The 26,078-nt window shown below is 65.5% G+C and carries 28 protein-coding genes; 10 read left to right on the forward strand and 18 right to left on the reverse strand.

From position 1 onward, the window contains the following. Positions 1–189 precede the first annotated feature (189 nt). Both BJA_RS19680 and BJA_RS19685 read left to right on the forward strand, forming a co-directional pair. The gene (locus BJA_RS19680; protein WP_011086746.1) at positions 190–1,263 is read left to right on the forward strand and encodes a Ppx/GppA phosphatase family protein; all 1,074 of its coding nucleotides are present in this window, start codon (positions 190–192) and stop codon (positions 1,261–1,263) included. A gap of 1 nt (position 1,264) precedes the next feature. Further along, a complete protein-coding gene (locus tag BJA_RS19685) occupies positions 1,265–1,951 on the forward strand; it encodes an RlmE family RNA methyltransferase (protein ID WP_011086747.1) in 687 nt (228 codons plus the stop codon). Positions 1,952–2,104: 153 nt separating this feature from the next. Here the strand turns inward: BJA_RS19685 and BJA_RS19690 are convergent, their stop codons facing one another. Then, entirely contained in the window at positions 2,105–3,595 is a 1,491-nt protein-coding gene (locus BJA_RS19690; RefSeq protein WP_011086748.1) for an MFS transporter, read from the reverse strand. Positions 3,596–4,002: 407 nt separating this feature from the next. On the opposite strand from BJA_RS19690, the gene guaB reads away from it, so the two are divergent. From guaB to BJA_RS19705, 3 genes are all read left to right on the forward strand, one after another. Continuing rightward, positions 4,003–5,496, forward strand: coding sequence for an IMP dehydrogenase (gene guaB / locus BJA_RS19695; protein ID WP_011086749.1), 1,494 nt, complete (start codon positions 4,003–4,005; stop codon positions 5,494–5,496). 295 nt (positions 5,497–5,791) lie between these two features. Continuing rightward, entirely contained in the window at positions 5,792–6,814 is a 1,023-nt protein-coding gene (locus tag BJA_RS19700) for an NADP-dependent oxidoreductase (protein WP_038966893.1), read from the forward strand. A 163-nt stretch (positions 6,815–6,977) separates the two neighbouring features. Next, a complete protein-coding gene (locus BJA_RS19705) occupies positions 6,978–7,286 on the forward strand; it encodes a hypothetical protein (RefSeq protein WP_038966888.1) in 309 nt (102 codons plus the stop codon). 10 nt (positions 7,287–7,296) lie between these two features. On the opposite strand, the gene BJA_RS19710 is transcribed toward BJA_RS19705, so the two are convergent. The 10 genes from BJA_RS19710 to BJA_RS19755 form a co-directional block, all read right to left on the reverse strand. Continuing rightward, positions 7,297–8,361: a LacI family DNA-binding transcriptional regulator gene (locus BJA_RS19710; protein ID WP_011086751.1), complete on the reverse strand. Its 1,065-nt coding sequence runs from the start codon at positions 8,359–8,361 to the stop codon at positions 7,297–7,299. Positions 8,362–8,402: 41 nt separating this feature from the next. Beyond that, entirely contained in the window at positions 8,403–9,431 is a 1,029-nt protein-coding gene (locus tag BJA_RS19715; protein ID WP_011086752.1) for a succinylglutamate desuccinylase/aspartoacylase family protein, read from the reverse strand. A 63-nt stretch (positions 9,432–9,494) separates the two neighbouring features. Continuing rightward, positions 9,495–9,839 carry a RidA family protein gene (locus BJA_RS19720; RefSeq protein ID WP_011086753.1) on the reverse strand — a complete coding sequence of 115 codons (345 nt, stop codon included), beginning with the start codon at positions 9,837–9,839 and terminating at the stop codon, positions 9,495–9,497. Between the two features lie 57 nt (positions 9,840–9,896). Further along, positions 9,897–10,694 carry a transporter substrate-binding domain-containing protein gene (locus tag BJA_RS19725; protein WP_011086754.1) on the reverse strand — a complete coding sequence of 266 codons (798 nt, stop codon included), beginning with the start codon at positions 10,692–10,694 and terminating at the stop codon, positions 9,897–9,899. Between the two features lie 31 nt (positions 10,695–10,725). Then, on the reverse strand, positions 10,726–11,454 hold the full coding sequence (locus BJA_RS19730; RefSeq protein WP_011086755.1) for an amino acid ABC transporter ATP-binding protein: 729 nt from the start codon (positions 11,452–11,454) through the stop codon (positions 10,726–10,728). After that, positions 11,441–12,091, reverse strand: coding sequence for an amino acid ABC transporter permease (locus tag BJA_RS19735; protein WP_011086756.1), 651 nt, complete (start codon positions 12,089–12,091; stop codon positions 11,441–11,443). Before BJA_RS19735 ends, BJA_RS19730 begins: the two co-directional genes overlap by 14 nt. 10 nt (positions 12,092–12,101) lie before the next feature. Then, positions 12,102–12,761, reverse strand: a complete 660-nt coding sequence (locus BJA_RS19740) for an amino acid ABC transporter permease (RefSeq protein ID WP_011086757.1) — start codon at positions 12,759–12,761, stop codon at positions 12,102–12,104. A gap of 11 nt (positions 12,762–12,772) precedes the next feature. After that, positions 12,773–14,068, reverse strand: a complete 1,296-nt coding sequence (locus tag BJA_RS19745; RefSeq protein ID WP_011086758.1) for an amino acid deaminase — start codon at positions 14,066–14,068, stop codon at positions 12,773–12,775. Between the two features lie 142 nt (positions 14,069–14,210). Continuing rightward, positions 14,211–15,053, reverse strand: coding sequence for a metallophosphoesterase family protein (locus BJA_RS19750; RefSeq protein ID WP_011086759.1), 843 nt, complete (start codon positions 15,051–15,053; stop codon positions 14,211–14,213). 70 nt (positions 15,054–15,123) lie between these two features. Next, positions 15,124–15,759, reverse strand: coding sequence for a hypothetical protein (locus BJA_RS19755; RefSeq protein ID WP_038966895.1), 636 nt, complete (start codon positions 15,757–15,759; stop codon positions 15,124–15,126). Between the two features lie 157 nt (positions 15,760–15,916). Between BJA_RS19755 and BJA_RS19760 the strand changes: the two genes are divergently transcribed. Both BJA_RS19760 and BJA_RS19765 read left to right on the forward strand, forming a co-directional pair. Then, a complete protein-coding gene (locus tag BJA_RS19760; RefSeq protein WP_028171008.1) occupies positions 15,917–16,339 on the forward strand; it encodes an MAPEG family protein in 423 nt (140 codons plus the stop codon). A gap of 35 nt (positions 16,340–16,374) precedes the next feature. Beyond that, entirely contained in the window at positions 16,375–17,676 is a 1,302-nt protein-coding gene (locus tag BJA_RS19765) for an RsmB/NOP family class I SAM-dependent RNA methyltransferase (protein ID WP_011086762.1), read from the forward strand. A 223-nt stretch (positions 17,677–17,899) separates the two neighbouring features. Here BJA_RS19765 and BJA_RS19770 read toward each other — a convergent pair whose 3' ends face one another. The 3 genes from BJA_RS19770 to BJA_RS19780 form a co-directional block, all read right to left on the reverse strand. After that, complete coding sequence (locus BJA_RS19770) at positions 17,900–18,109, reverse strand: cold-shock protein (protein WP_008141931.1); 210 nt, start codon at positions 18,107–18,109, stop codon at positions 17,900–17,902. Between the two features lie 267 nt (positions 18,110–18,376). Continuing rightward, entirely contained in the window at positions 18,377–18,709 is a 333-nt protein-coding gene (locus tag BJA_RS19775) for a DHCW motif cupin fold protein (protein ID WP_011086763.1), read from the reverse strand. A 389-nt stretch (positions 18,710–19,098) separates the two neighbouring features. Next, positions 19,099–19,470 carry a nuclear transport factor 2 family protein gene (locus BJA_RS19780; protein ID WP_011086764.1) on the reverse strand — a complete coding sequence of 124 codons (372 nt, stop codon included), beginning with the start codon at positions 19,468–19,470 and terminating at the stop codon, positions 19,099–19,101. A 150-nt stretch (positions 19,471–19,620) separates the two neighbouring features. On the opposite strand from BJA_RS19780, the gene guaA reads away from it, so the two are divergent. Next, a complete protein-coding gene (guaA, locus tag BJA_RS19785) occupies positions 19,621–21,219 on the forward strand; it encodes a glutamine-hydrolyzing GMP synthase (RefSeq protein WP_038966922.1) in 1,599 nt (532 codons plus the stop codon). Positions 21,220–21,538: 319 nt separating this feature from the next. Here the strand turns inward: guaA and BJA_RS19790 are convergent, their stop codons facing one another. Together BJA_RS19790 and BJA_RS19795 are read right to left on the reverse strand one after the other, a co-directional pair. Continuing rightward, positions 21,539–22,132 (reverse strand): NADPH-dependent F420 reductase, encoded by a 594-nt coding sequence (locus BJA_RS19790; protein WP_038967647.1) that lies wholly within the window; start codon positions 22,130–22,132, stop codon positions 21,539–21,541. Between the two features lie 16 nt (positions 22,133–22,148). After that, on the reverse strand, positions 22,149–22,883 hold the full coding sequence (locus tag BJA_RS19795; protein ID WP_011086767.1) for an SDR family NAD(P)-dependent oxidoreductase: 735 nt from the start codon (positions 22,881–22,883) through the stop codon (positions 22,149–22,151). A gap of 284 nt (positions 22,884–23,167) precedes the next feature. Here BJA_RS19795 and BJA_RS19800 point away from each other — a divergent pair, with 284 nt between their 5' ends. After that, positions 23,168–24,064 (forward strand): LysR family transcriptional regulator, encoded by an 897-nt coding sequence (locus BJA_RS19800; protein ID WP_038967638.1) that lies wholly within the window; start codon positions 23,168–23,170, stop codon positions 24,062–24,064. A gap of 79 nt (positions 24,065–24,143) precedes the next feature. Here BJA_RS19800 and BJA_RS19805 read toward each other — a convergent pair whose 3' ends face one another. Further along, complete coding sequence (locus BJA_RS19805; RefSeq protein WP_038967639.1) at positions 24,144–24,827, reverse strand: methyltransferase family protein; 684 nt, start codon at positions 24,825–24,827, stop codon at positions 24,144–24,146. Between the two features lie 64 nt (positions 24,828–24,891). Then, complete coding sequence (locus BJA_RS19810; protein WP_038967648.1) at positions 24,892–25,353, reverse strand: GbsR/MarR family transcriptional regulator; 462 nt, start codon at positions 25,351–25,353, stop codon at positions 24,892–24,894. 149 nt (positions 25,354–25,502) lie between these two features. On the opposite strand from BJA_RS19810, the gene BJA_RS19815 reads away from it, so the two are divergent. After that, positions 25,503–25,883, forward strand: coding sequence for a glyoxalase (locus BJA_RS19815; RefSeq protein WP_011086771.1), 381 nt, complete (start codon positions 25,503–25,505; stop codon positions 25,881–25,883). The last annotated feature ends 195 nt before the right edge of the window (positions 25,884–26,078 follow it).

Here is a 26,078-nt window from a genome sequence, read left to right on the forward strand (position 1 = left end):
TTGCGCGTTTTGGGGGGCGCTTGGGGGGGCCGGACCCCTCAAAAATAACCCACGGTCCCGTTCACGACAACGCACGAATGGGCATAGTGCCATGTGATGCGTTGTTGCGCAGGCCTGCCGCGCTGCTAATGTTTCAGGCGAAAAAGCAATTCCAGCTCGGCCCCAGCGGGCCGCGGAAAGACAGTTTGTATGAATGACCACACGCGGCTCCGCGACGGCCATGGGCCGCACGGTGAGCTCGAGGGGTCGATGGCGGCGGTGGCGTTGGCCACTGAACCGGCCGTCGCCGCGCAAGCGCCGGGAACCGGCGTCTACGCGGCGCTGGACCTCGGAACCAACAATTGCAGGCTCCTGATCGCCAGTCCGACCAGCGACGGCTTTCGCGTGGTCGATTCCTTCTCGCGCATCATCCGGCTCGGCGAGGGGGTCTCGGCGACCGGCTCCATCAGCGAGGCCGCGATCGAGCGCGCCATCGCGGCGCTCAGCATCTGCCGCGACAAGATCAACTTGCGGAAAGCGCGCCGGCTGCGGCTGATCGCGACCGAAGCCTGCCGCGCGGCCTCGAACGCGGAGGGTTTTCGCAGCCGCGTCGCGGCCGAGACCGGCATCGAGCTCGAGGTGATCGACCGTGAGACCGAGGCATCGCTCGCCGTGCTCGGCTGCTCGCCGCTGGTTGACCCCAGGGGGCGCGGCGCGATCCTGTTCGACATCGGCGGCGGCTCGACCGAACTGGTGCGGATCGAGCGCGATCCGGAAAATCCGGAGCCGCGCATCAAGGCCTGGATGTCGATCCCGTTCGGCGTGGTCACGCTCGCCGAGCAGTTCGGCGGCCGCGACGTGACGCCGGAGATCTACGACGCGATGGAGCGGGAGGTCGCACACCACGTTGCGCCGTTCGCCGAACAGCACGGCGTCGATCTCGCCGACATGCACCTGCTCGGCACCTCAGGCACGGTGACGACGCTCGCCGGCATCCATCTCAATCTGGCGCGCTACGACCGTCGCCGCATCGACAGCATCTGGATGAACGATTCCGACATCACCGCGACCATCAACAAGCTGCTCGGCATGAGCTACGAGGAGCGCGCGAACAACAGCTGCATCAGCGTCGAGCGCGCCGATCTCGTGCTTGCGGGCTGCGCCATCCTCGACGCGATCCGCCGCGCCTTTCCGCTGCCGCGCCTGCGCGTCGCCGACCGCGGCCTGCGCGAAGGCATGCTGGTCGAGATGATGCGCGAGGACGGCGCGCTCAGGAGCTGGTGAGATGGCCAAGGACACCACCGGCCGCTTGCACGTCCAGGTCAAGACCGGCGGCAAGCGCAAATTGTCGTCGAAGCTGTGGCTGGAGCGGCAACTCAACGATCCCTATGTGGCGAAAGCCAAGGCGGCGGGTTATCGCTCGCGCGCGGCATTCAAGCTGCTCGAGATCGACGACAAGTTTCGGCTGCTGAAGCACGGCATGGCCGTGGTCGATCTTGGGGCCGCGCCGGGCGGCTGGAGCCAGATCGCCGCCAAGCGGGTCGGCTCGGTGGACGGCAAGGGCAAGGTCGTTGCGATCGACCTTTTGGAGATGCCCGAGATTGCCGGCGTCGAGTTCGCGCAGCTCGACTTCATGGACAATGACGCGCCGGCAAAGCTTACCGCGATGCTGGGGGGCGGCGCCGATGTCGTGATGTCCGACATGGCCGCCAACACCACCGGTCACCGCAAGACCGACCAGCTCCGCATCGTCGGCCTGATCGAGACCGCGGCGGCGTTTGCGTGCGACGTGCTCAAGCCCGGTGGCACCTTCCTCGCCAAGACGTTCCAGAGCGGCGCCGATGCCGATCTGCTCGCCCAACTCAAGCGCGACTTCGCCACCGTGCGCCATGTGAAGCCGGCGGCGAGCCGGCAGGATTCGTCGGAACGTTACGTGCTGGCGACCGGGTTTCGCGGCGGGGCGAAGGCGTAGCAACGAACTCCGTCATTCCGGGGCGCCTCGAAGAGGCGAGCCCGGAATCCATTTCTCCCAGGACTCTTGCGGCACAATGGATTCCGGGCTCGATGCTCCGGGCCGCGCTTGCGCGGTCCCGTGGCATCACCCCGGAATGACGGAGCGCGTTTTTTATCCCAGCCGCTGGTCGCGCACGTCCTGCGTATCCTCCGTCGCTGCCTTCACGGCGGCCTTGGCCGCGCCCTTGCCGGCGCCCTTGCGGCTCGCGATTTCGGTCGCCTTGCGGCCGGAGATCTCGTGGCCGGCATCAGCGGGCATCTGCCAGAAGAACCAGCTCGACGCCGCCGAGGTCAGCGCGACCACGACGAAGGCCGGCGCGAACACGGTGGCGTTGAGCTCGCTGACATGGCTGAGCCACATCGTCGTCTCGACGGACGCTGCGCCGACGGCGACGCCGGCAGAGACCGCAAGCTGCTGGTTGACGCTGACGAGCGTGGTGGCGCGGCTCATCTGCCCAGTCTCGACCTCGGCATAGGCCACCGTGTTGATCGCGGTGAACTCGAGCGAGCGGAAGAAGCCGCCGACCACCAGGATCACCATGATGATCAGCAGCGGTGTCGTCACCGTGAACAGCGCGCAGACGCCAAGAAAGAACGCGCTGACGATCGCGTTCACCGTCATCAGATTACGGAAGCCGAAGGTGCGGATGATCCGCGCGGCCAGCGTCTTCATGCCCATGGCGCCGAGCGAGGAAGCAAACGTGACGAGGCCCGAATGGAACGGCGACAGGCCGAAGCCGATCTGCATCAGGAGCGGCAGCAGGAACGGCAGCGCGCCGATGCCGAGCCGGAACAGGAAGCCGCCGAGCACGGCCGCACGCAGCGTCGGCAAGGTCAGCAGCGAGAAGTCCAGCACCGGCGATCCCGTGCGCCGGGCATGAATGACATAGAGCGTCATCGAGATCGCGCCGCCGGCGATCAGCGCGGCGACCGTGCTCCAGGGCAGCAGGTTGAGGCCGGCCACCGACAGGCCGAAGGCGATGCCGGCGAGCCCGATCCCCGCGAGCACCATGCCGTAGAGGTCGAACGGCTCGCGTTCCTCGCTCTTGATGGGATCGATGAAGCGCAAGGCCATGAAGATGCCGAGCAGCCCGATCGGGATGTTGATCAGGAAGATCCAGTGCCAGGACGCGTAGGTCGTGATGAAACCACCGAGCGGCGGGCCGATCACAGGGCCTATGAGGGCAGGGACCGTCACCCAGGCCATCGCATTGACCAGCGCGCTCTTGTCCACCGAGCGCAGCAGCACGAGGCGCCCGACCGGCGTCATCATCGCCCCGCCCATGCCCTGGAGGATGCGCGCGAACACGAAATCCGTGACCGAGGTCGAGAGCGCGCAGCCGACCGAGCCGACCATGAAGACGCCGACCGCGATCGCGAACACCATCCGCGCGCCGAACCGGTCCGCGGTCCAGCCGCTCGCCGGGATGAACACCGCGAGCGACAGCAGATAGGAGGTGATCGCGAGCTTCAGCGTCAGCGGGCTGGTGCCGATGTCGGCCGCGATCGCCGGCAGCGAGGTGGCGATCACCGTCGAGTCCATGTTCTCCATGAAGAGAGCAGTGGCCACGATCAGCGGAATGACGCGTTGCTTGTCGACCATGACGGATTGGTAACGAAAATCGGAAGGAAGGGCGAGGCTTGCGGCTTAACACTGCCGCCCGGCGGCGACCATTGCGGATCAACGCATGGCACCTAAATCCTGGGTAATAACCATGTGACCCTCGACGGCGGTTGCACTCGCTCCCTCGTCATTCCGGGGCGCGCCCTTGGTCGCGCCCCGGAATGACGAGGGGTGGCCGCCGCCCGGCTATCCCCGCTGAATTTGGGTAAAAAGCCTGTGCATGGCTGGCCAGCGGCTCGATTTGCTTTGATTCGTCACGCGGCCGTGCTATCGACCCGCGTCAACCCCACCGATGGGCTCCGATTCTCCGGCGATGCCGCAAGGTACGCCGAGGGCGGCGCTCATCCATAGCTATTTGCGGCAGGGCCGCAGGAAGGAGTTGGCAGATGGCCACGGTGCAAGTTCAAGGCATCCGCGAAGCCCTTACGTTCGACGACGTGCTGTTGAAGCCAGGCCTCTCGGACGTCATGCCGGGCGAGGTCGACATCCGCTCCCGCGTCACCCGCGCCATTCCGCTCAACATCCCGATCATGGCCTCCGCCATGGACACCGTCACCGAGGCCCGCATGGCGATCGCCATGGCGCAGGCCGGCGGCCTCGGCGTCATCCACCGCAATTTCGATCCCGAAGGGCAGGCCGCCCAGGTGCGCCAGGTCAAGCGCTACGAGTCGGGCATGGTGGTGAACCCGCTCACCATCAGCCCCGAGGCGACGCTCGACGATGCGCTCAAGCTGATGAGCGATCACGGCATCTCCGGCATTCCCGTCGTCACCGGCGCGGGCAAGTCCACGCCGGGCAAGCTGGTCGGCATCCTCACCAACCGCGACGTGCGGTTCGCCACCGACCGCAGGCAAAAAGTCTCCGAGCTGATGACGCATGAAGGCCTCGTCACGGTGCGCGAGAATGTCAGCCAGGACGAGGCGCGGCGGATGCTGCACCAGCATCGCATCGAGAAATTGCTCGTGGTCGACGAGCAATATCGCTGCGTCGGCCTCGTCACCGTGAAGGACATGGAAAAGGCGGTCGCCCATCCGCTCGCCTGCAAGGATGCGCAGGGCCGCCTTCGCGTTGCCGCCGCCACCACCGTCGGCGACACCGGCTTCGAGCGCACCGAGCGGCTGATCGACGCCGGCGTCGACCTCGTCGTCGTCGACACCGCGCACGGCCATTCGCGCCACGTGCTGCACGCAGTGAACCGCATCAAGCGTCTGTCCAACTCTGTGCAGGTCGTCGCCGGCAACGTCGCGACCTCCGAAGGCGCGCAGGCGCTGATCGATGCTGGCGCGGACTGCATCAAGGTCGGCATCGGCCCCGGCTCGATCTGCACCACCCGCATCGTCGCCGGCGTCGGCGTTCCCCAGCTCACCGCGATCATGGATGCGGTGGAGGCTGCAAAGAAGGCCGACATTCCCGTCATCGCCGATGGCGGCATCAAGTTCTCCGGCGACCTCGCCAAGGCGCTCGCCGCCGGTGCCGACATCGCCATGGTCGGCTCGCTGCTCGCCGGCACCGACGAGACGCCCGGCGAAGTCTTCCTGTGGCAGGGCCGTTCCTACAAGGCCTATCGCGGCATGGGCTCGGTCGGCGCAATGGCGCGCGGCTCGGCGGACCGATATTTCCAGCAGGACATCAAGGACACGCTCAAGCTCGTGCCTGAAGGCATCGAGGGCCAGGTACCCTACAAGGGCGCGGTCGGCCACGTCATGCACCAGCTCGCCGGCGGCCTGCGCGCCGCGATGGGCTATGTCGGCGCAAAGGACATGAAGGAGCTGCACGACAAGGCGCAGTTCGTCCGCATCACCGGTGCAGGCCTGCGCGAAAGCCACGTCCACGACGTCACGATCACCCGCGAGAGCCCGAACTATCCGGGCGGGGGTTAGTCGCTTCTGCCGTCATTCCGGGGGCGCGAAGCGCAACCCGGAATCTCGAGATTCCGGGTTCGATGCTTCGCATCGCCCCGGAATGACAATGAGTGGTTTGCGCGCTCGCCTCAATGACGGTGTCATTCCCCGCGAATGCGGGGAATCCAGTACGCCGCGGCTTCTCGGTTCAATCACAGCCGCCCCTGGACTACTGGATCGCCCGCTTTCGCGGGCGATGACAGCAAGTGTGGGATTTGCTTCATTCCCACCTACCTCCTAAATGACTGCAACAAGCATTCAGGAGGAAGCCATCATGTCCCAAGCAAAACGCATCGTTCTCGCCGCGCGTCCCGTCGGCGAACCCAAGCCGTCCGATTTCCGCATTGAGGAATTCGCTGTCCCGACACCGGGGCAGGGCGAAGTCCTGCTGCGCACGATCTGGCTGTCGCTCGATCCCTATATGCGCGGCCGCATGAGTGACGGTCCGTCCTATGCCGCGCCGGTGCCGATCGACGGCGTGATGGAGGGCGAGGCGGTCAGCGAGGTCGCGGCGTCCAACAACCCGGACTTCGCCAAAGGCGACATCGTGCGAGCCCGTACCGGATGGCAGACGCATGCGATCTCCAGCGGCAAGGGCCTAATCAAGGTGGATCCCAAGCTCGGTCCGATCTCGACCTCGATCGGCGTGCTCGGCATGCCCGGCATGACCGCCTATACCGGCCTGCTCGACATCGGCAAGCCGCAGGAAGGCGAGACCGTCGTCGTCGCCGGCGCATCCGGCGCGGTCGGCTCCGCCGTCGGCCAGATCGCCAAGATCAAGGGCGCGCGCGCGGTCGGAATTGCGGGCGGCAAGGACAAATGCGACTACGTGGTGAAGGAGCTCGGCTTCGATGCCTGCATCGATCACCGCGATCCCGATCTTGCGGCCAAGCTGAAGGACGCCTGCCCGAAGGGGATCGACGTCTATTTCGAGAATGTCGGCGGCGCCGTGTTCGAAGCGGTGTTCCCGCTGCTCAATCCGTTTGCGCGCGTGCCGGTCTGCGGCCTGATAGCCCATTACAACGACACCGAGGCCAAGCCGCCGAAATGGGCCGCCAGCATGATGCGCGCGACCCTGACCAAGCGGCTGACCTTCCGCGGCTTCATCGTCTCCGACTTCGCCGCCCGCCACGGCGACTTCCTGCGCGACATGTCGGCCTGGGTCCGCGAGGGCAAGGTCAAGTACAAGGAGTTCGTCACCGAGGGCCTGGAGAGCGCCCCCGGCGCCTTCATGGGGCTTCTGAAGGGCGCCAATTTCGGCAAGCAGCTGGTGCGGGTCGGGCAAGATAAGGCCTGATAGCGAGGGCCTGGTTGCGCCGCCGACGCCCTCCGGGCGGTGGATGGTTAAGAAAGAGTCACCAAAAGGTCACACCCGGCCCGCAAAAGCCGCAGGTGTGACCGCCGGTTCATTGACCGGCGAGCGAAGGCATTGAATCATCGCGCATATTTTGGGTGTTGCGATGTTAGAGATCAGTGTTTTCTGCGTAATCCTTCTGGCCGCCGGCTATTGGACGACCATGTTCGTCATGGGCCGCCGCGACGACGTCATCCATGGCAAGTTCGTTCATGCCGAGGACGAGGGCGATTTGACCCGGCCCGCGATGCCGACACCGCCGCCGTTCCCGAAGCGTCCGCTCAAGGCTGCGCAGTCCGCCGGCGTCCAGTCCGCCAACGTCCAGCCCGAGATGGCCGAGGCCAGGCCGGTGAACAGCGCAGCGCTGGAATCCTTGCTGGCTGCGATCCAGCAGGACCTCAAGAGCGTCGCGTAAGCCGCAATCCTCAGACGCTGCCGCGCTCGACCAGGAACAGGTCGACGGCGATCCGCTGTTCGGCAAGCTGCGTGCCCGACAGGCGCGCCAGCAGCAGTTCGGCCGCGATGCGCCCCACGGCCGCCGCATCGAACGAGATGGTGGTGAGGCCGGGCGTGATCTGATCGGCGACGTCGTTGTCGCCGAAGCCGAGCACGGCGAGATCGCGCGGCACCGACAGGCCGCGCGCGCGAGCCTCGATCAGCGCGCCGGTCGCGAGCAGATCGTTGGCGCAGAACACGGCATCGACGCGGTCGCCGCGATCGAGCAGGGCGGTGAAGGCGGCGCGGCCGTCTATGAGGCCTGTGATCTCGCCAACGCCGATCTCGTGGACGATATCGAGGCCGAGCTGCGCCGCTGCCGTGCGAAAGCCGTCGCGGCGCAGCGCGCCGCGGCCGCTGCTGCGGCCGATGAAGGCGACGCGGCGATGTCCGGCCTCAGCCAGCCTGCGCGCCGCCATCGCACCGGCATCCGCATTGGGCAGGCCGACCAGCATGTCGATGGGGTCGCGCGGAAACGCCCAGGTCTCGATCACGGGAATGCCGAGCTCTGCAAGCGCTGCGCGGTTCTCCTCGAGCTCGATCACGCCGGTGAACATCACCGCGGCGGGGCGGATGCCGCGCAGCGACTGGATCATCGCGACTTCCTTGACATAGGAGTAGGAGGTCTGGCCGACGAGCACCTCGAATCCTTCCGGCTCGAGCGTGGCCGCGAAGCTGCGCACGGCGAGCCCGAACTGCTGGCTGAGGATGTTGGAGACGAAGGCGACGACCACGTTCGAGCGGCCCGAGCGCAGCGCGCGCGCATGCGGGTTGGAGGCGTATCCGGTTGCCTCGATCACTTCGAGGATGCGCTCGCGGGTCTTTCGATTGACCTTCTGGGGGTGGCGCAGCACCCGCGACACCGTGATCGGCGATACCCCGGCGCGCTCCGCCACCTCCGCGATGCGCGGCGGCCGTCCGGTCGCGCTGGCGCGGCCGGGCGGCGCCGGAATGCGCACCACGTCGTCATAGTTCGGCTTTGCCGGATCGGTCATCGAATCCCGAGGGTAGTCGAAGTCGCTATCGTCTCCAAAGCTCAGCGCGCTGGCAGCTCGTCGCGCGACAGCGCCCGGCCGACCTGGACCAGGCAGTCGCCGCTCTGGCTGTCGGTGTGCAGGCGCTGCGAGATCACGATGCCATCGGCCGGGAAGCGCAACACTTCCTCCGGCAGCTCCGGCCGCTCGAAATCATGATACCAGCCGGCGACGTCGCCGGCCGCAACGCGCGCGCCGACCATGACCGCGGGCTCGAACCAGCCGCGCCGCGTCGCGAACACCGCCTGCGCGTGGCTTTGCAGCGCCAGCAATTCGGTGGCGCGCTCGACCGGCGCATGCGGCCCCAGCACGGGCGCCTGGACGATGCCGAGCGCGAGCAGCAGCCGGTCGACGGCGCGCGCGGTGAACGCCATCGTCTGCGGCGTGACGGTGCCGCCGCCGCCGAACTCGCCTGACAGTCCGATCGCGCCGGCGCGCGCGGCCGCCGCCATCGAGGTCGGCGCAGCGGCGCCGTTCTCGGCGACGAAGGCGAAGGGCATCCCTAATCCTTCCATCAGGCGCAGTGCCTGGCCGAACATCTCGGGCGGTCCCTGCCGCTCGATCAGCGCGCAGGGCACGTGCGCCATCGACGTGCCGCCGGAATGGATATCGAAGACGACGTCATGGCGCGGAAACAGCTCGTGCTCGAGGAAGTGCGCCAGCCGAAAAGTCGGCGTGCCCGCGGCATCGCCCGGGAAGGCGCGGTTGAGATTGCCCTCGTCGAGCGGCGAGCGGCGGCGCGCCGCCATCACGGCGGGAAGATTGGCGAAGGGCAGGATGGTGATCTCGCCCTTGACGGCCTTGGCATCGAGCCGGCGATACAGCCGCGTCAGCGTGATCTCGCCCTCGTATTCGTCGCCGTGATTGCCGGCCATCAACAGAAGTTTTGGGCCGGCGCCGTTCTTGATCCGGAAGATCGGGATCTTGAGCTGGAAGTAGGGCGATCGATCGATCGAGAAGGGAATGCCTAGATGGCCGGACCATTTCTGGTCCTTCTCGAAATCGATCTCGTGGAAAAGTCCGGTATGCATGGGATGCCCTGAGGGCCGCGTCGTCGCCGAAGCCGGCCGAAGGTTGAAGAAAGAGCGCCGCGTTTACAGCAAGGCGACCGCGGTCATCTCGACGCGCAAATCGGGATCGGCGAGACGGGCTTCGACGCAGGCGCGCGCCGGCGGATTGGCCGGATCGATCCAGGAATCGTAGACCGAGTTCATGGTGTCGAAGTCGGTGATATGCGGCAGGAAGACGTTGACCGCGATCAGTTTGGAGCGGTCGGTGCCGGCTTCCTTGAGCAGCGCGTCGATCTTGGCGAGCACCTGCTGGGTCTGCGACACGATGCCGGCCTTGCGGTCGTCAGCGACTTGACCTGCGATATGCACCATGCCGCCGGCAGCGACGGCCTGGCTCATGCGCGAGCCGACGACGTAACGTTTGATCATCTCGAAGTCTCCTTGGGAAAAGCGGCTCCCGCGCGGGCGCGGGAGCCGCTTGTGAACTTACAGCGTCGGCAGCGACTGCTCTTCCCTAAACCATTTCAGCTGAAGTGCGCCGAGCTTGCCGTTGAGCTTGTTGAAGAAGATGTCGGTGTTGATCCAGTTCAGCAGGTTCTGCTCGCCCTGGCGCACGCCGACATGGGCCGGCGACTGGCGGATCAGGAATTTCAGCTCGACCTCCTTGGTCGGGTTCTGGTCCTGCACCTTCAGCGCGATGGCGCTGTTCTCGGCGAAGGTGTCGGCCTGGCCGGCGAGGAAGGCGGCGAGCGCGGCCGGCGTGTCCTCGAAACGCACCAGCTTCACCTTAGGTGCGTTGTCGGTCAGCCAAACGTCGAGCGTCGAGCCCTTGGCCACCGCAACGCTGCGGCCGTCGAGATTGTCGGGCTTCTTGCTGGTGGCTGATGGCAGCGACTTCGCACCGTAGACGCCGAGATTCACCACCGCATAGGGCTGCGAGAACATCACCTGCTGGGCGCGCTCGGGCGTGGCGCCGAGGCCCGCGATCAGCATGTCGATCTTGTCGGAGAGCAGGCTCGGGATGCGCGCGGCGCCCGTCACCGGCACGAGCTCGAGCTTCACGCCCATGTCGGCGGCGATCAGCCGGGCGAGATCGGCATCAAGGCCCGCGATCTCACCCTTGTCGTCCTTGAAGCCCCAGGGCGCGGCATCGGTCAGGATGCCGACGCGCAGCTTGCCGGAGCCGAGCACATCCTGCAGCTTGTCGGCGTGTGCGAGGTTCGGCGCGGCGAGCACTGCGAGTGCCGTGGCTGCGATCGCAAAGAGGGATTTCAGTTGTCTCATGACTCTCTCCTGGTGGCGGATGGCTGGATGATCATTTTGCGGAGGCGATGAAGCTGGCGAGCTCGGGGGTCTCAGGATTGGCGAACAGCTTTGCCGGCGGCCCCTGTTCCCAGACGCGGCCCTGGTGCATGAAGACGATGCGGTTGGCGACGTTGCGGGCAAAACCCATCTCGTGGGTGACCAGGATCATGGTCATGCCTTGCTTCGCCATCGCCTCCATCACCTTAAGCACCTCGCCGACGAGTTCAGGATCGAGCGCGGAGGTCACCTCGTCGAACAGCATGAGGTGAGGCGCCATGGCGAGGCAGCGCGCGATCGCGACGCGCTGCTGCTGGCCGCCGGAGAGCTGCTCGGGCCAGGCGTCGATCTTCTCGGCAAGGCCGACGCGGGTGAGCACGTCCTGGGCCAGCGTGCGTGCGCGGGCCTTGTCGATGCGGCCGGTGAGCAGCGGGGCCAGCGTGATGTTGCGCTCGACCTTCAGATGCGGAAACAGGTTGAAGGCCTGGAACACGATGCCGACGCGCTGACGGAATTTCTTGAGGCCGGGCATCTTCGCGTGGACCCGCTCGCCCTCGACGCGGATCTCGCCGGAATCGACGCTCTCCAGCGCATTGATGCAGCGGAGCAGCGTCGACTTGCCCGAGCCCGAGCGGCCGATGATCGTGACGATCTCGCCTTCCTCGACGTCGAGCGAGACGCCCTTGAGCACCTCGACCTTGCCGAATGTCTTGTGCACGTCGCGGATTTCAACGAGAGCCATCGAGGCGGGCCTCCAGGGAGCGGGACCAAAGCGTGAGCGGCAGGCACAGCGCGAAATAGATCGCGGCGACCAGCGCGTAGGTGAGCAGCGGCTGGAACGTCGCCGCGCTCACCACTTGCCCTGCGCGGGCAAGCTCGACGAAGCCGAGGATCGAGGCGAGCGAGGTGCCCTTGATGAGCTGCACCAGGAAGCCGACGGTCGGCGGCAGCGACAGCCGCAGCGCCTGCGGCGCGATGATGTGGCGGAACTGCTGCCAGGCGGAGAGGCCGAGGCAGGCACCGGCCTCCCATTGCGCCTGCTTCACGGCCTCCAGCCCGCCGCGCCAGATCTCGCCGAGGAAGGCGGCGGTGTAGAGCGTGTAGGCGACGGTCACGGCGACGAGCGCCGGCACCTGGATGCCCAAAAACACCGGCATGCCGAAATAGAAGAAGAACAACAGCCCGATCAGCGGCACGCTCTGGATCACCTGGATGCACGCCGTCATGGTCCAGCGCAGCCCGGCGAAGCGGCTGATGCGGCCCATGGCGAGCCCGAGCGCCAGCGGCGCGCCGAAGGCGAGCGCGAGCACGACCAGCGCGACGGTCCAGCGCAGCGCCGCGAACAGCGAGACGAAATCGATGAGGGAGAAGGATCGCATCGCTGTCCCCTCAGCGCCGCCGCGGCCAGCGGAAGGCCGCCAGACCGATGATTGCGAACAGCGCCTTGAACGACATCGCCATCGCGAAATAGACCGCGCAGATCACCGCATAGACCTCGAAGCTGCGGTAGGTGCGGCTCTCGATGAATCCTGCGACATGGAAGAGTTCGTCGGCGGCGACCTGCGAGGCGAGCGAGGTGCCGAGCAGCAGCAACACGAACTGGCTGGTCACGGCCGGATAGGCGTTGCGCAGCGCCGGCGGCAGCAGGATGTGACGGAACACCTGCCAGCCTGACAGCCCGAGGCACTGGCCAGCCTCGATCTGGTTCTTCGGCACGGAGTCGAGGCCGGCGCGGATGATCTCGACCGAGTAGGCGCCGAAATACAGCGACAGCGCGACGGCAGCCGCCTCGAAGGCCGGCAGCTTCAGGCCGAAGTTCGGCAGCACGAAGAAGACGATGAAGATCTGGATCAGCGACGGCGTGTTGCGGAACAGCTCGATATAGCCGCGCACCAGCCAGCGCAGCGGCGTGATGCGGCCGTTCAGCGCGACCGCGCCGGCAACGCCGATCACGAGCCCGGCCAGTGCCGCGATCACCGTCAGCTCGAGCGTGACGATGGCCCCGTCGATGAGCTGGTTCTGATAGCGCCAGAGCGGCAGGAAGTTCATTGCGTGCGCTCTCAGCCGAACTGGGTGGGGAGGGCGCGCGTGACCACACCATCGGCGTCGAGCCCGAGGATCACCCGCCAGCGGTCGAGGCAGGTGCAGGGATGCGAGATGCCGAAGGCGATGATGTCGCCGACAGCAAGGGCGCCTTCGGGGGCAACGGACAGGAACGCATGCTGGTCGTTGAGGCGCGTGACCGCCAGCGCAGCGTCGAGCCCTTGCTGCTCGACGCCGTCGCGGAATACGCGCAACGGGACGGGCAGTCCCTGATCGAAGGAGGCGTCGCGCATGCCGAAGCCGGCAATCGCAAGTCCTGTCTCGGGGCGCGACAAGACTTCGGCCCAGAGCGTCAGCGCGGGGCGAAAGCCTTCCACGGCGGAGTGGTGCAGACCGTCGATGAGGAGACCGCCGCGCCGGTCTATTTCCGCGAAGGCGCGGGCGTAGATGCCGTGATCGGCGAAGAACAGCGCGCCGGAGCGCAGGATCACGCTGGCGTTGCCGTCAGCCTGCGCGCCCGGTGCGAGCGCGCGCGCGACGATGTCGAAATAGGCCGAGCCGCCGGCACTGATGATCAGTGGCCGCTGCGGGGCGGCGGCGCGCACCAGCGCAAAAGTCTCGATGGTGCGCTCCATCAGTGCCGCGATCGCGCGCATCGTCTCGTCGGCATCGGGCGTTGCGGCTGCGCCCTCATAGGTCGCAACGCCGCCGAGCACGAGCCGGTCGGCGGCGAGCACGGCTGCGATCGTCGCCTCGATGGCGGCGCGATCGCGCGCGCCGGCGCGGCCTGCGCCGAGCTCGACCAGCACGGACAATTCGCGGCGTGACGCGATCCGTGCCGCTTCGGCGAGCGCGGCGACAGCGGCGGGTGAATCCGCGAAGGCGTGAAATTCGGCGTCGGGATAGGCGCCGAGCAGCGCGCCGAGCCGCCGGCCGGCCGCGAGCCCGCCGATCTCGTTGGCCAGCAGCAGGCGCCGCTCGCCGCTCGCGAGCAGCACGGCGGCCTGCTGGACGTTGGCGACCGTCGTACCCCAGGCGCCGGCTGCACGCAGCGAGCGGGCGAGCTCCGGCGACATCGGGGTCTTGGCGTGGGGCGCGACGCTGACGCCGGCGCTGGCGCACCATGTCAGGAAGAGGTCGCGGTTGGCCGCGAAGGCGGCTTCATCAAGGGTGAGGGCGGGCAGGGCAAGATCGCCGCGCGAAGGCGACCAGCGCTGGCCGCCGATGTCCTCAGTGGCTACGCCATCGACCAGGGGAATGCCCCGGGTAGTCGTCGAAACGCGTTGGCTATCCCACCGGGACAAGAACTGCATCGTCGCTCCCTCAGCGGCGCTCGACCGCTGAAGTGAACGATATGTCCGAATGACAACGTTGTCATTAGCCAAATCTAGCCATCATGGGGACAAGTTCGAGGTAATAAGGTATTTGGATAAGGGTATGTGCCAACGAATTGAGCTAATGCTCGCCGCCCATCTGGAGGAGGACTTCCTCGATATCGATGTCGATCTGGCCCGCCGCCCTGAGATGGCGGACCTCGAGACTGTCGCCCCGGAAGCGGTACTCGACGAGGCCGGTCTCCTTGATCGCGATCCGGTCCTGGCGCTGGTCGTTGATCTTGAAGCCGACCGACGGCGCCCAGACGTGGCGCGTGTGGCGGAACGTGAAGTCGCGGCGCTGGTGCACGTGGCCGCTGGCGATGAGGCGCAGATCGACACGCGCAAACATCTCGATCAGCCGCGCCCGCGCCGGCTGCGGCACGTAGCGGATCGAGGTCTCCGGCGTCTCTGGATCGTCGGGCAGGTTGAGGAACACCGGCTTGTGCAGGAACAGCGCGACCGGCCTGCCATTCGTGCGTGCGATCTCCTGGGTTAGCCAGTCGAACTGCGCGGCCTCGAAGGCGAGCCCGGAATTCATCACCAGCGTGTTGAGGCCGATGAAGCACCAGCCCGCCGCCTCGAACGACCAATGGTCCTCGCCGATGATGTCGCGGAATTGCTGGCGGTATGCCTCGCTGACCGGCGGCTTCGGCGCCGGCCCGATCGCGGTCGGATTGTCGCCGATGTCGTGATTGCCGGGGAGGTAACGGCAGGTCACGGGCAGGGCGTCGTGCAGGCCTTTGGCGAATACGACATCATCGCGGCTGGTCGGCCCGTCGAAGGAGACGTCGCCGGTGTTGATGACGAGATCGGGCCTGTCAGCGTCGATGTGCTCGCAGACGCGATGGAAGTTGGCGATCAGGCCGGGAAAGCGTCGGCCGAGATGGGTGTCGGAAATCTGCGTCAGGCGAAATTCGGACATGGCGTCAGCATAGGCGTTGTCGCACGTCGGAACGATGACGGCGCGCGCATCATCCGCGATCGAACAATGTTTAAAGCACGCGATAGCGGATCGTGTAGGCGTCCTGCGGCGCGATGCTGCCCGTCACCGGCGAGGCGATGCGGTCGGCGAGATGCCAGGGGCCGAACTGCTCGGAGCGATGCGGCTCGGCCGGAAGGCGGAGGCGGAATTCGAACGTGCCCTTGCCGGGCAGGTTCACCACCAGCACGCGGTCGGCGGTGCGGTGGTTGAGCGCCACCGCGCCGCGCAGCAGTGCGCGGCCGTCGGCGAGGTCGCGCACGCCGTCGACCAGCGCCAGCGTCTGGTTGCGGTCGGTATGCAGCTCGATCTGGGTGTCGGATACAGCCGTCAGCGTCTCCCTGGGCATGCGGATCTCGAACTCGACCGCAGGCTTGGACGGGTTGAGGCCGAGATAGGCGAGCGCAGCGTGGCGCACGTCGGAGGCGGCGAAGGCGAACAGGGCGACGGCGGCGAGCGTGGCGAGGCCATGCCTGACGACATCGCGCCAAGGGGAATAGCTCATCCGATAGCCCAGGCGGAAATACACCGTCATCGCCAGCGCGACCGCGAGCGCCATCGCGATACCTGACAGCGCCGACATCAGGATGCCGAGCCGGTCGCTGGCGGATTCGGCAAGGGGGCCGATCAGGCCGGAGAGGGTGTTCATGGCGGTCGCTCGCCTTGCGCCCCAAAGGGGACGAAATTGCTTTAACAATCGGTGGTTGGTCGCAAGAGCGGGAACACCGGTTCAACTCGCTGATTGTCAGCGTCAGAAGTCGCGGCTAATGACGGTCCGCGGTGTTCCGCCTTACGGGAAAGTTCCGATGTCTGTCCAAATGGTCCTGCTGCCTGTCTTCGTGCAGGTCGGTCTCACCTTCGCGCTTCTGATCGGCATGGTCTTCGGGCGCCGCAAGGCGCTGGTCTCGGGCGAGACCAAGATCCGCGACATTGCGCTGGGCGAGCCGAACTGGCCCAAGAGCACCACGCAAATCGCCAATTGCTACCGCAACCAGTTCGAGCTGCCGTTGCTGTTCTACGCCCTGATCGCGCTGGCGCTCCCCTTGCGCCATGTCGATCTCTTCATCGTGCTGATGTCATGGGTGTTCGTGGTGACACGGTTCGCCCATGCCGGCGTGTTCGTCTCCTCGAACGATCTCGGCCGCCGCTCGACGATCTGGCTCGCCGGCGTGCTGGTGCTGCTGGTGATGTGGATCTACTTCGCGCTGAGAATGCTCTTGTTGATCTGACTTTTAACGGTCGGATTTCATCTGAAAGATTTGAAATGACCCCCGCTGCCCGGCTGTCCGCAGCCATCGAACTGATCGATACCATCGAGAGAGACCGCGTGCCCGCGGCCAAGGCACTGAAGGAGTGGGGCACCGCGCACCGCTTCGCCGGCTCCGGCGACCGCGCCGCGATTGCCGGCCTCGTCTGGGACGTGCTGCGCCGCTATGCCTCGAGCGCCTTCCTGATGGACGCCGACACCGCGCGGGCGCGGCTGATCGGCATGCTCCGTCTCGAGCGCGACATGGACGCGGCCACCATGGCCGCCCTGTTCGACGGCAGCCGGTTTGCGCCGGCGCCGCTGACGGAGGCCGAGCAGGCGGCGCTCAGCCATCGCTCCCTCAGGGACGCTCCCGCTGCGATCGCCGGCGACTACCCCGAATGGCTCGATCCGCATCTGGCAAAGGTGTTCGGCGAGGACCGTGCGGCGGAGGCGGCCGCGATGGCGAGCCGGGCGCCGCTGGACCTGCGCGTCAACACGCTAAAGTCCAATCGTGACAAGGTGCTGCGGGCGCTTGCTCATCTTCATGCGAAACCGACGCCCTGGTCTGCAACCGGCCTGCGCATCGAGCTTTCCGCCGATGCGCGCAACCCCGGCATCCAGGCCGAGGAGGATTTCATCAAGGGCGCCGTTGAAGTGCAGGATGAGGGATCGCAGCTTGCGGCCCAGTTCACCGCGGCAAAACCCGGCGAGCAGGTGATTGATCTGTGCGCCGGCGCCGGCGGCAAGACGCTGGCGCTCGCCGCCATGATGCAGGGCAAAGGCCGGTTGATCGCGACCGATAGCGACAAGCGGCAGCTTGCGCCCATTCACGAACGCCTGTCGCGCGCCGGCGTCCACAATGCCGATGTCCGCACGCCCAAGGGCGAGGCCGATCCGCTGGCCGACATCAGTGCCACGGCCGATCTCGTTGTGATCGACGCCCCCTGCACGGGAACCGGCACCTGGCGCCGCAACCCCGACGCCAAATGGCGGATGCGGCCGGGTGCGCTGGAGATTCGCCTGCGCGACCAGGCCGAGGTGCTGGAGCGCGCCGTGCCGCTGGTGAAGCTAGGTGGCCGCATCGCCTACATCACCTGCTCGGTGCTGGCGGAAGAGAACGGCGAGCAGGTGAGGGCGTTCATCGGCCGTCACCCGGAGTTCGCGGTGGTCCCACCCGAGCAGATCGCGAGCGTGCTCTGGGACAAGGCGGAAGATTTCGCAAAAGCCGCGCTGCAATCGCCCGAGGGCTGGCTGATGACGCCGCGCCGGACGGGGACGGATGGCTTCTTCGTCTCGGTGCTGAAGAAGACCGCCTGATCAACGTTGTCATTCCGGGGCTCGCGAAGCGAGAACCCGGAATCCATCGAGCCGCAGGGACCGCCGCGCGATGGATTCCGGGTTCGCCCTCCGGGCGCCCCGGAATGACGGCCGTTGGGCCCCCCAAAACAAAAGCCCCGCAGACCGAATCCCGGTCACGGGGCTTTCAAGTTCTCGCGCTCTGCCGGTACGTCCGTGGTCAGAAGCGCTGGTGCGCGGGCGATTAGCCGACGCGGAGATTATCAGCCGACGACTTGCCGCTGCGACGGTCGGCGACGATGTCGAACGAGACCTTCTGACCCTCGTTGAGGGAGGAGAGGCCAGCGCGCTCGACGGCGCTGATGTGCACGAACACGTCCTTCTGGCCGTCGTCCGGCTGGATGAAACCATAACCCTTTTGGGTGTTGAACCACTTCACGGTGCCCATAGCCATGGGAATTTCCTTTAGTTAGTTAGAGAGGATACGCACGCGGACCGGTACGCAGCACTGCGCCCATAGTCCTGATGAGTCGATGTTTTGGAGAAATCATCTGAAGCGTGCGCGCCTGTCTTAGACGAGGCGAAGCGGCCCAGTCGTTCGGCCAAGTATCGATGATCACAATATAGCGAGAATTTTGGGCCACTTCAAGGCACCACCCGCCACCCGGCACCTCGCCCGGATTTTCTATTTTGCGGTGCAAATTAACCGCTCCGGCGCATCTCAATCGACGATAAACAGCGTCGCCCCGGTGGCCGTCGAGGACCGGTGCGCGGCGTCGCCGAAGTCGGAGACCTGGTAGCTCATCCCCGCCGTGAGCTTGAACTTGCGGCCGTCGCGCAGCTCCGAATCGAGCTCGCCCTTGACCACGAAGATGACGTGGCCGCGGTCGCACCAATGGTCGGCGAGATAGCCCGGCGAATACTCGACCATCCGCACCCGGAGATCCCCGATGTTGAGCGTGCGCCACAGCGCCTGGCCGGTCTCGCCGGCATGCTTGGTCGGCTCGACCTTGCTCCAGTCGGTGACGGTGAAGGGGGAGGTGGGGAGTTTCATGGGGGAGGTCCTGTCTCAGAGCCGGCAATGCTGGTGTTAGCGTACGCTGCCGCCGCAGTCTCCGTCATTGCGGGCGCAGCGAAGCAATCCAGAAATGCATCCGCGGAGGCCGTCTGGATTGCTTCGTCGCGTCAGCGCAAAATTGCTCCGCAATTTTGTCTCGCGATGACGGGCTTGGGGCACGCTCGCACCCCGCTCAAGGTGTCATCGCCCGCCTTGTGCGCACTTGCGCACTGGAGCGGGCGATCCAGTATTCCAGAGGCCGTGCCGTGATACGGAGAAGCCGCGGCGTACTGGATTCCCCGCTTTCGCGGGGAATGACAGCGGTGGGTGGGGTGGCACCGTCTGCACACGACAAGCCGCGGCGGGGACAGCAACCCACGCAGGCGTCACTGCGGCAGATGGTTCGCCGACCCCTGCACGATCAGACCCGCGTCGTTCACCCGCAGATACTCGCAGATCTTCTTGCCCCGCTCGTTCGCGTAAAACACCACGACGCTGTCAGGGCTGACGAACACGTCGATCAGGGAGAAGTGCAGGTCAGGCAGCAGGGCGAGCGCCTTGCCCCAATAGGCCCGCAACGCGTCCTTGCCGCGCACGGTGCCGCTGGCATCGAACCCCAGCGCCGGGATGCGGTCCGATGTCATCACGGCGGCCTCGTCATAGAGTGTCAGCACGCGTTCGAGATCGCGCGCATTCCAGGCCTCGACCCAGGTCCGGCCGAGCGCGGCAAGCGATGATGGCTGATGGTGCTGTGGCATGGCATTCTCCCTGATCGGCCCCGGATTGAAGCGCGGGGGCAATTAGGTCAATAATACTGACCTATATGCATTTGTCCATGCCCAAAGAAGAATGTGGGCGTGCAAACCTGCGCGGTTGCGGGCCGGGGCGTGGTCGCGTATCTGCTTGCCATGACAGCAGCACAGAACGACCGCTCCGCGTCGACGCCCTCCGTGGCCTCGGCGCATGACAAGATTCTCATCGTCGACTTCGGCAGCCAGGTGACGCAGCTGATCGCGCGTCGCGTGCGCGAGGACGGCGTCTATTGCGAGATCGTCCCGTTCAACAAGGCCGAAGAGGCCTTCAAGGAGATGAAGCCGAAGGCGGTGATCCTCTCCGGCGGGCCGGAATCGGTGCACGAGGCCGGCTCTCCGCGCGCCCCGCAATTGATCTTCGCCTCCGGCGTGCCCGTGATGGGCATCTGCTACGGCCAGATGACCATGGCGGCGCAGCTCGGCGGTGAGGTCGAGGGCGGCCATCACCGCGAATTCGGCCGCGCCGATGTCGAGGTGAAGGCGCAGAGCAAGCTGTTCGAGGACGTCTGGTCATCAGGCAGCAAGAACCAGGTCTGGATGAGCCATGGCGACCGCATCACCAAGATGCCGCCGGGCTTCTCGGTGGCCGGCACCTCGCCGAACGCGCCCTTCGCGATCATCCAGGACGAGAAGCGCAAATATTACGGCCTGATGTTCCACCCCGAAGTGGTGCACACGCCCGACGGCGCCAAGCTGATCCGCAACTTCGTGCGCAAGATCGCCGGCCTCACCGGCGACTGGACCATGCGCGCCTTCCGCGAGGAGGAGATTGCCAAGATCCGCGCCCAGGTCGGCAAGGGCAAGGTGATCTGCGGCCTCTCCGGCGGCGTCGATTCGGCCGTCGCGGCCGTGCTGATCCACGAAGCCATCGGCGACCAGCTGACGTGTGTGTTCGTCGATCACGGCTTGATGCGCCTCAACGAGGCCGAGCAGGTGGTTGACCTGTTCCGCCACCACTACAACATCCCGCTCGTGCACGTGGATGCGTCGAAGCAGTTTTTGGGCGAACTCGAAGGCGTCACCGACCCCGAGACCAAGCGCAAGACCATCGGCCGCCTCTTCATCGAGGTGTTCGAGGCCGAGGCCAAGAAGATCGGCGGCGCCGACTTCCTCGCGCAAGGCACGCTCTATCCTGATGTGATCGAGAGCGTCTCGTTCACCGGCGGACCTTCAGTCACCATCAAGTCGCACCACAATGTCGGCGGTCTCCCTGAACGCATGAACATGAAGCTCGTCGAGCCCCTGCGCGAGCTGTTCAAGGACGAGGTGCGCAAGTTAGGGCGCGAGCTCGGCCTGCCCGAAATCTTCGTCGGCCGCCACCCGTTCCCGGGCCCGGGCCTCGCCATCCGCTGCCCCGGCGACATCACAAGCGACAAGCTCGACATCCTGCGCAAGGCCGATGCCGTCTACATCGACCAGATCCGCAAGCACGGCCTCTACGACGACATCTGGCAGGCTTTTGCGGTGCTGCTCCCCGTGAAGACGGTGGGCGTCATGGGCGACGGCCGCACCTACGACTACGTCGTGGGTCTGCGCGCCGTCACCTCCACCGACGGCATGACCGCGGACTTCTACCAGTTCGACATGAAGTTCTTAGGCGAGACCGCCACGCGCATCATCAACGAGGTGAAGGGCGTGAACCGGGTGGTGTACGACGTGACCAGCAAGCCGCCCGGGACGATTGAGTGGGAGTAGGGGACCGGTTGTCATCGGGCAGTTTGGCGTGGTTTTGGAGCGTCTATCTCATTTCTTCCCGGTCGCGTCGTCACATAAGCCTGATCGAGGTCTGAAAACTATCGCGCTTCCGCGAACAGCGCAATGTGGCGTACTGCGGCGTGCAGAAAGGTCGGAAGCGGTGAGCCGAAGTCTCAGTTTGAGGGATCGGGATTACGGTGACAGTGCATTTGACTATCGCTCGCTAAAGAAGGCTTGCGAGTTGAATTCACTGTCACCGTAATGTTCGAAGAAGTCAGCGCGCGACCGGTTCTCGGCGTCGATCACGGCCATAGATCGATTACTGCTCCTTCCTGAACAAATCCTGGAAGACCAGCGGGCCCCAGGTGCGGCCGCGCGCGTGCACCAGCGCGCCACCCTCGTTGAGCTTTCCGAGCTTCACGGGTGCGAAGCCGAGTTGTTTCGCCAAGGCCGCGACGGGAACGATCGCGTCCTCGTCGTCGCTGGACAGAAAGACGACCCGGTGGCCGCCCTCGACGACCGGATCGGTAGCCAGTTTGGCTGCAATCAGATGATTGAAACCTTTCACGAACCTGGCTCCGGTGAACGCCTTCGCGACGACGGCGGAGGACAGAAGACCGTCCAGCTCTTCTCCAAAGCCGTTCGTCGCGTCGATGATCGTCTTGCCTTGCCAACTCGGCAGGGCCTTCGCAACCGCGCGATGCTCCCCGAACGGGACCGCCAGAATGATGGTGTCGGCCTCGAGTGCGTCCTCCAGCGACCTGGCGACGACCGTGGGTCCGATCGCCCGAGCCTGCGGCGCCAACGTCTCGGGCGGCCGGCGGCTCGCGACTGATACGTCGATGTTCCTGCGGGCGAAGGCATGGGCGAGGGCCTGGCCTATCTTGCCGAATCCTATGATTGCGTAGCTCATCATACGTCTCCTATTTTCAGATGGCCGAGAAGCCGCCGTCGACGGACAACTCCACCCCGTTCACGAAGCTTGAATCGTCTGAGGCAAGAAACAGCGCGACCGCCGCGATTTCCTCAGGACGACCCATCGTTCCCCTGGGGATCAGGGATTCGAACATCCGCTTCGCGTCCTCGGTGAGAACCTGGTCCTGCATCGGTGTGGCGATCGGCCCCGGGCTCAGCACGTTCACCCGGATATTCCTGCCCTTCAGTTCGTTGAGCCACGTGCGTGCGAATGAGCGCAGCGCCGCCTTGCTCGCCGCATACACGCCGTAACCGGGAAAACCTTTCACCGACGCAACGGACCCGGTCATGAAGATCGATCCGCCATCGCGGAACAGCGGCAGCGCCTTCTGAACCGTGAACAGCGTGCCGCGCGTATTCAGGCCGAAGGTTGCATCGAAATGCTGCTCGGTAATCTCGCCGAGCGGAACGGCTTCCCCCATGCCGGCGCTCGCGTAGAGGACGTCGATCCTACCCTTGTCCCGCTTGACCGTGTCGAACAGACGGTCGAGGTCGTCGAGATTGGCCGCGTCGCCGCGCACGCCGATCACGTTCTGGCCAATCAGCTTGACGGCCTCGTCGAGCGCCTGCTGCCTCCGGCCCGTGATGAAAACATAGGCGCCTTCTTCAACGAACCGCCTGGCGCTCGCCAGCGCCATACCGCTCGATCCACCCGTGACGACTGCGACCTTACCTTCAAGCTTTCCCATGACTTCTCCATTCGTGGTGTCGGGGCAGCATCTGCCTCCGAGAACCTCGAAATGGGTCCGCAGGGGTCAGGTGTTGAGTGCGGAAGCGCGCACATCGATGGTGCGAAATCGAACCGGCTGGACGATCGACGCCAGCCGCGACGAGCGGTGTCCGCCGGTCGGAATTGGGCCGTACTTGCCGGCATGGGGCTGTGATCGCTGCCCGTGCTACCCACATACGAGACGCCGCTCGATGTGTTGGACACGGGCTTTGGAAGGCGCACCGTGCGGTGCGGGATTGCACCATGATCGACTGGGATGACGTTCGTTACTTTCTTGCCGTCGCGCGCGGAGGCTCGGTGCGGGCTGCCGCCGAGCGCCTCGGTGTGAACCACGCGACCGTGCTGCGACGCATCGCCCAGCTCGAGGAGCGCCTCGGGGTCCATATGTTCGAAAAGCTGCCTTCGGGCTACCGCCTGACGGCTGCAGGCGAGGAGGTCCTCGAGTTCGCGGACCAGATGGAAACGTCTTCGCACCTGCTGGAGACGCGCGTCTTCGGGCGCGACCAGAGCGTGCGCGGGCTTCTGCGGGTGACGCTGGCGCCGCCGCTGGCGACACACCTGCTCATGCCTGATTTCGCCGATTTCGCGCGTCTGCATCCGGACATCGAGATGGAAATCCTGTCGTTCGGCGAGTTGGCAAATCTGACCAACCGGGAGGCCGACGTCGCGATCCGCGTCGTCTACGACCGCAAAACCCTGCCGCTCAATCTTCACGGCCTGAAGGGACCGGAGCTGTTCGGCGCCGTCTACATGTCCAGGGATCGACTGGCCGCGTGGCGTGCGGGCGCGCCTGATCCTGTCAGGTGGATCGTCATCAGCATGCATGGGATTCCGGATTGGGCCAGCGAGGGTGAGGTTCGCACCACGGGCGGTCCGTTCAGGGTCACGGATGCCGGCGCGCAGATCGCTGCCGTACGGCAAGGGCTCGGGATCACGACACTGCCGTGCTTCGTCGGCGATGCCGACCCCCTGCTGGTGAGGGTGCCGGGCACCGACCTGCACATGTACGGAACGGTTTGGCTTCTCACACAGGGCGAGACACGCAAGACGAAGCGCGTGCGGCTCTTCACCGAGTTCGTATCCCGCAGGCTCACCGCGTACGCGCCGCTTCTCGCGGGGCTGTCCGTATCGCGAGCCTGATGCAGCGTCGTACTAAGGCGATGTTGTGTCAGCGATCGCAGGCGATCGTTCTCGCGTTGCCATGCAGGACGTACCCGTCTCACCAGATGAACGGAATCAGGCGCCGGCGCACACGGCGCGCGTAGTCGTCATAGCCCTCGAGACCCGCGCGCAGCGTCTGCTCCTCGATGCCGATCCGGATGCCGAACAAGAGGGCGAGGATGGGGACCGTCGCAAGTCCCCACCACGAGCCGAGCACGAGCGATGTCCCGGCGACGTAGAAGAGCGTGCCGAAATACATGGGATGGCGGACGATGGCATAGGGGCCTGTTGTGATGACGGCCTGCCCGCGGTCCTTCTGCAGTTTCACGACCGGCGCCGCGAAGCTGTTCGTGCGCATGATCCAGTAAATGAACAGCATTGCCGCCAGCAGGAGCCCGCAGCCTGCCCACTGCACGGAAGATGGCATTGCCGACCAGCGCCAGCGCGCCGCATCCGCCACCATGAAGCCCATTCCTCCAAATATGAGGAGCAGGATCGGGATGAGAATCAGCTTGTCCGCGAGCGGCTGATCTTTCTGCAGGGGCGGCTTGAGGCGCTCTCTGAGCAGGCTCGGATCCACGCGCGCCATGATTGTCCCAAACACGACTGAGGATAAGACCATCACGCCGAGATAGAGCCATCCGCCGGTGTAGTCCGTCGTGCCTGCAGCACCAAAGATGATCGCGCCCATGAAGCCGAACCAGACGATTGTCTGCACGATGAGATTGAGAACGAGACCCATTGTTTCTGCCTTTCCCGTCGAAGGTTCGGAGTCTTCCGCACGGCCAGCGCCGCTGCGGGTTTCCTCATTGCCGTCGTCGGCCACGTGTCCAGCGGCTCATGGCGTCCTCCATGGCGCCCCGCATGACCCGATAGAAGTCGGCCATCTCCCTGAGACGCGCGCTTGCCGCCTTGGACGCAGCTATTTCAGCCCCGGCGTTCAACTGCCCGGCCAAGGCGTCGAGCAGACGATTCTGCTGCCGGATCATGGCTTCGTAGTCGTCTGCTACGGCATAAAGCGCGCGTTTTGTCCCAGGCTCGCTATGGCGACGCGCCAGCGTGTAACTCTCGAGCAGCCGAGCGGCTACGCTTGCGCTGCTCTTGCTGATCCCGAGGCTTTCGGTGATCTGGTCGAGGCTGACGGGGCGAGGGCAGAGAAGCAAATAGCCATAGAGACGGGCGGCGACGGGCGGCACGCCCCAGGGCGTGAGCAGCCGTGCCACGTCCTCCGTGAACCGCTGCTCGTCCCTGCTGGTCTTGTTTGACATATTCGGCATATTCCGAATATATAGAAGTAAGGGCCGACTGCAAGCGTCAAGCGGGGGCTCGTGCCTCCCTGTCAGTCCGCTGCGGCTTGTGTTTTGCAGGATCGGTATCATGTCGCCGGAGTTCACGCCTCGGCGGGAGCCATCGCGTCATGGACGAGCGGCAGACGTCGAGCGTAGTCGCAATCATTCCCTGCAACGACCTCGATGCAGCGGAACGGTGGTGGAACAGGCTCGGCTTCTTCAGACCGGTCGATCAAGGCTACGAAGACTATCGGATGCTGTCAGATGTTGGTGGCGAGGTGCACTTGCAGCAGGCGGTGGAAGGCTGGCTCATTCCGGGGAGCAACCCGTTTGGCGTCTACGTCTACACGCCCCGGGTCCGCGGCCTGGCCGCGGCGATGTGCACGGAGATCGTCGAGCCGAGCCGCGCGGCCGAGCACAAGCCGTGGGGCATGTATGAATTCGCGCTAAATGGCCCTGACGACCTGCTCGTCCGCGTGGGCTGGCCGAGCCGGTTGATGACGGAGTAGGTCTGGCGTTGGCGCGAGCCTCTCGGCGCTCAATTGTCGCACCTTCATGTGAAGCATCTCACACGCACGCTTGCGTCAATCATGCGACAGAACACCTGCTGTGATTGTACGTGGTGAATTGGGCTTATTGCGATGCCCGCCACCACATCAGCTGAAATGAGCTGCACACGCCAGAACGACATGTTGAAATAGCCA

Source organism: Bradyrhizobium diazoefficiens USDA 110 (assembly GCF_000011365.1).
GTDB classification, from domain to species: Bacteria; Pseudomonadota; Alphaproteobacteria; order Rhizobiales; family Xanthobacteraceae; genus Bradyrhizobium; species Bradyrhizobium diazoefficiens.

Coding starts and splice junctions, on each gene's coding strand:
- BJA_RS19735 (WP_011086756.1), bottom strand. CDS start 12,091: ATGCGATCCTTCTCCCTCATCGATTTCGTCTCGCTGTTCGCGGCGCTG.
- guaA (WP_038966922.1), top strand. CDS start 19,621: ATGACAGCAGCACAGAACGACCGCTCCGCGTCGACGCCCTCCGTGGCC.
- BJA_RS19680 (WP_011086746.1), top strand. CDS start 190: ATGAATGACCACACGCGGCTCCGCGACGGCCATGGGCCGCACGGTGAG.
- BJA_RS19725 (WP_011086754.1), bottom strand. CDS start 10,694: ATGAGACAACTGAAATCCCTCTTTGCGATCGCAGCCACGGCACTCGCA.
- BJA_RS19685 (WP_011086747.1), top strand. CDS start 1,265: ATGGCCAAGGACACCACCGGCCGCTTGCACGTCCAGGTCAAGACCGGC.
- BJA_RS19750 (WP_011086759.1), bottom strand. CDS start 15,053: ATGTCCGAATTTCGCCTGACGCAGATTTCCGACACCCATCTCGGCCGA.
- BJA_RS19690 (WP_011086748.1), bottom strand. CDS start 3,595: ATGGTCGACAAGCAACGCGTCATTCCGCTGATCGTGGCCACTGCTCTC.
- BJA_RS19755 (WP_038966895.1), bottom strand. CDS start 15,759: ATGAACACCCTCTCCGGCCTGATCGGCCCCCTTGCCGAATCCGCCAGC.
- BJA_RS19710 (WP_011086751.1), bottom strand. CDS start 8,361: ATGACCGATCCGGCAAAGCCGAACTATGACGACGTGGTGCGCATTCCG.
- BJA_RS19705 (WP_038966888.1), top strand. CDS start 6,978: ATGTTAGAGATCAGTGTTTTCTGCGTAATCCTTCTGGCCGCCGGCTAT.
- BJA_RS19760 (WP_028171008.1), top strand. CDS start 15,917: ATGTCTGTCCAAATGGTCCTGCTGCCTGTCTTCGTGCAGGTCGGTCTC.
- BJA_RS19700 (WP_038966893.1), top strand. CDS start 5,792: ATGTCCCAAGCAAAACGCATCGTTCTCGCCGCGCGTCCCGTCGGCGAA.
- BJA_RS19815 (WP_011086771.1), top strand. CDS start 25,503: ATGGACGAGCGGCAGACGTCGAGCGTAGTCGCAATCATTCCCTGCAAC.
- BJA_RS19780 (WP_011086764.1), bottom strand. CDS start 19,470: ATGCCACAGCACCATCAGCCATCATCGCTTGCCGCGCTCGGCCGGACC.
- BJA_RS19790 (WP_038967647.1), bottom strand. CDS start 22,132: ATGAGCTACGCAATCATAGGATTCGGCAAGATAGGCCAGGCCCTCGCC.
- BJA_RS19805 (WP_038967639.1), bottom strand. CDS start 24,827: ATGGGTCTCGTTCTCAATCTCATCGTGCAGACAATCGTCTGGTTCGGC.
- BJA_RS19740 (WP_011086757.1), bottom strand. CDS start 12,761: ATGAACTTCCTGCCGCTCTGGCGCTATCAGAACCAGCTCATCGACGGG.
- BJA_RS19730 (WP_011086755.1), bottom strand. CDS start 11,454: ATGGCTCTCGTTGAAATCCGCGACGTGCACAAGACATTCGGCAAGGTC.
- BJA_RS19775 (WP_011086763.1), bottom strand. CDS start 18,709: ATGAAACTCCCCACCTCCCCCTTCACCGTCACCGACTGGAGCAAGGTC.
- BJA_RS19770 (WP_008141931.1), bottom strand. CDS start 18,109: ATGGCTATGGGCACCGTGAAGTGGTTCAACACCCAAAAGGGTTATGGT.
- BJA_RS19795 (WP_011086767.1), bottom strand. CDS start 22,883: ATGGGAAAGCTTGAAGGTAAGGTCGCAGTCGTCACGGGTGGATCGAGC.
- BJA_RS19745 (WP_011086758.1), bottom strand. CDS start 14,068: ATGCAGTTCTTGTCCCGGTGGGATAGCCAACGCGTTTCGACGACTACC.
- guaB (WP_011086749.1), top strand. CDS start 4,003: ATGGCCACGGTGCAAGTTCAAGGCATCCGCGAAGCCCTTACGTTCGAC.
- BJA_RS19810 (WP_038967648.1), bottom strand. CDS start 25,353: ATGTCAAACAAGACCAGCAGGGACGAGCAGCGGTTCACGGAGGACGTG.
- BJA_RS19765 (WP_011086762.1), top strand. CDS start 16,375: ATGACCCCCGCTGCCCGGCTGTCCGCAGCCATCGAACTGATCGATACC.
- BJA_RS19720 (WP_011086753.1), bottom strand. CDS start 9,839: ATGATCAAACGTTACGTCGTCGGCTCGCGCATGAGCCAGGCCGTCGCT.
- BJA_RS19800 (WP_038967638.1), top strand. CDS start 23,168: ATGATCGACTGGGATGACGTTCGTTACTTTCTTGCCGTCGCGCGCGGA.
- BJA_RS19715 (WP_011086752.1), bottom strand. CDS start 9,431: ATGCATACCGGACTTTTCCACGAGATCGATTTCGAGAAGGACCAGAAA.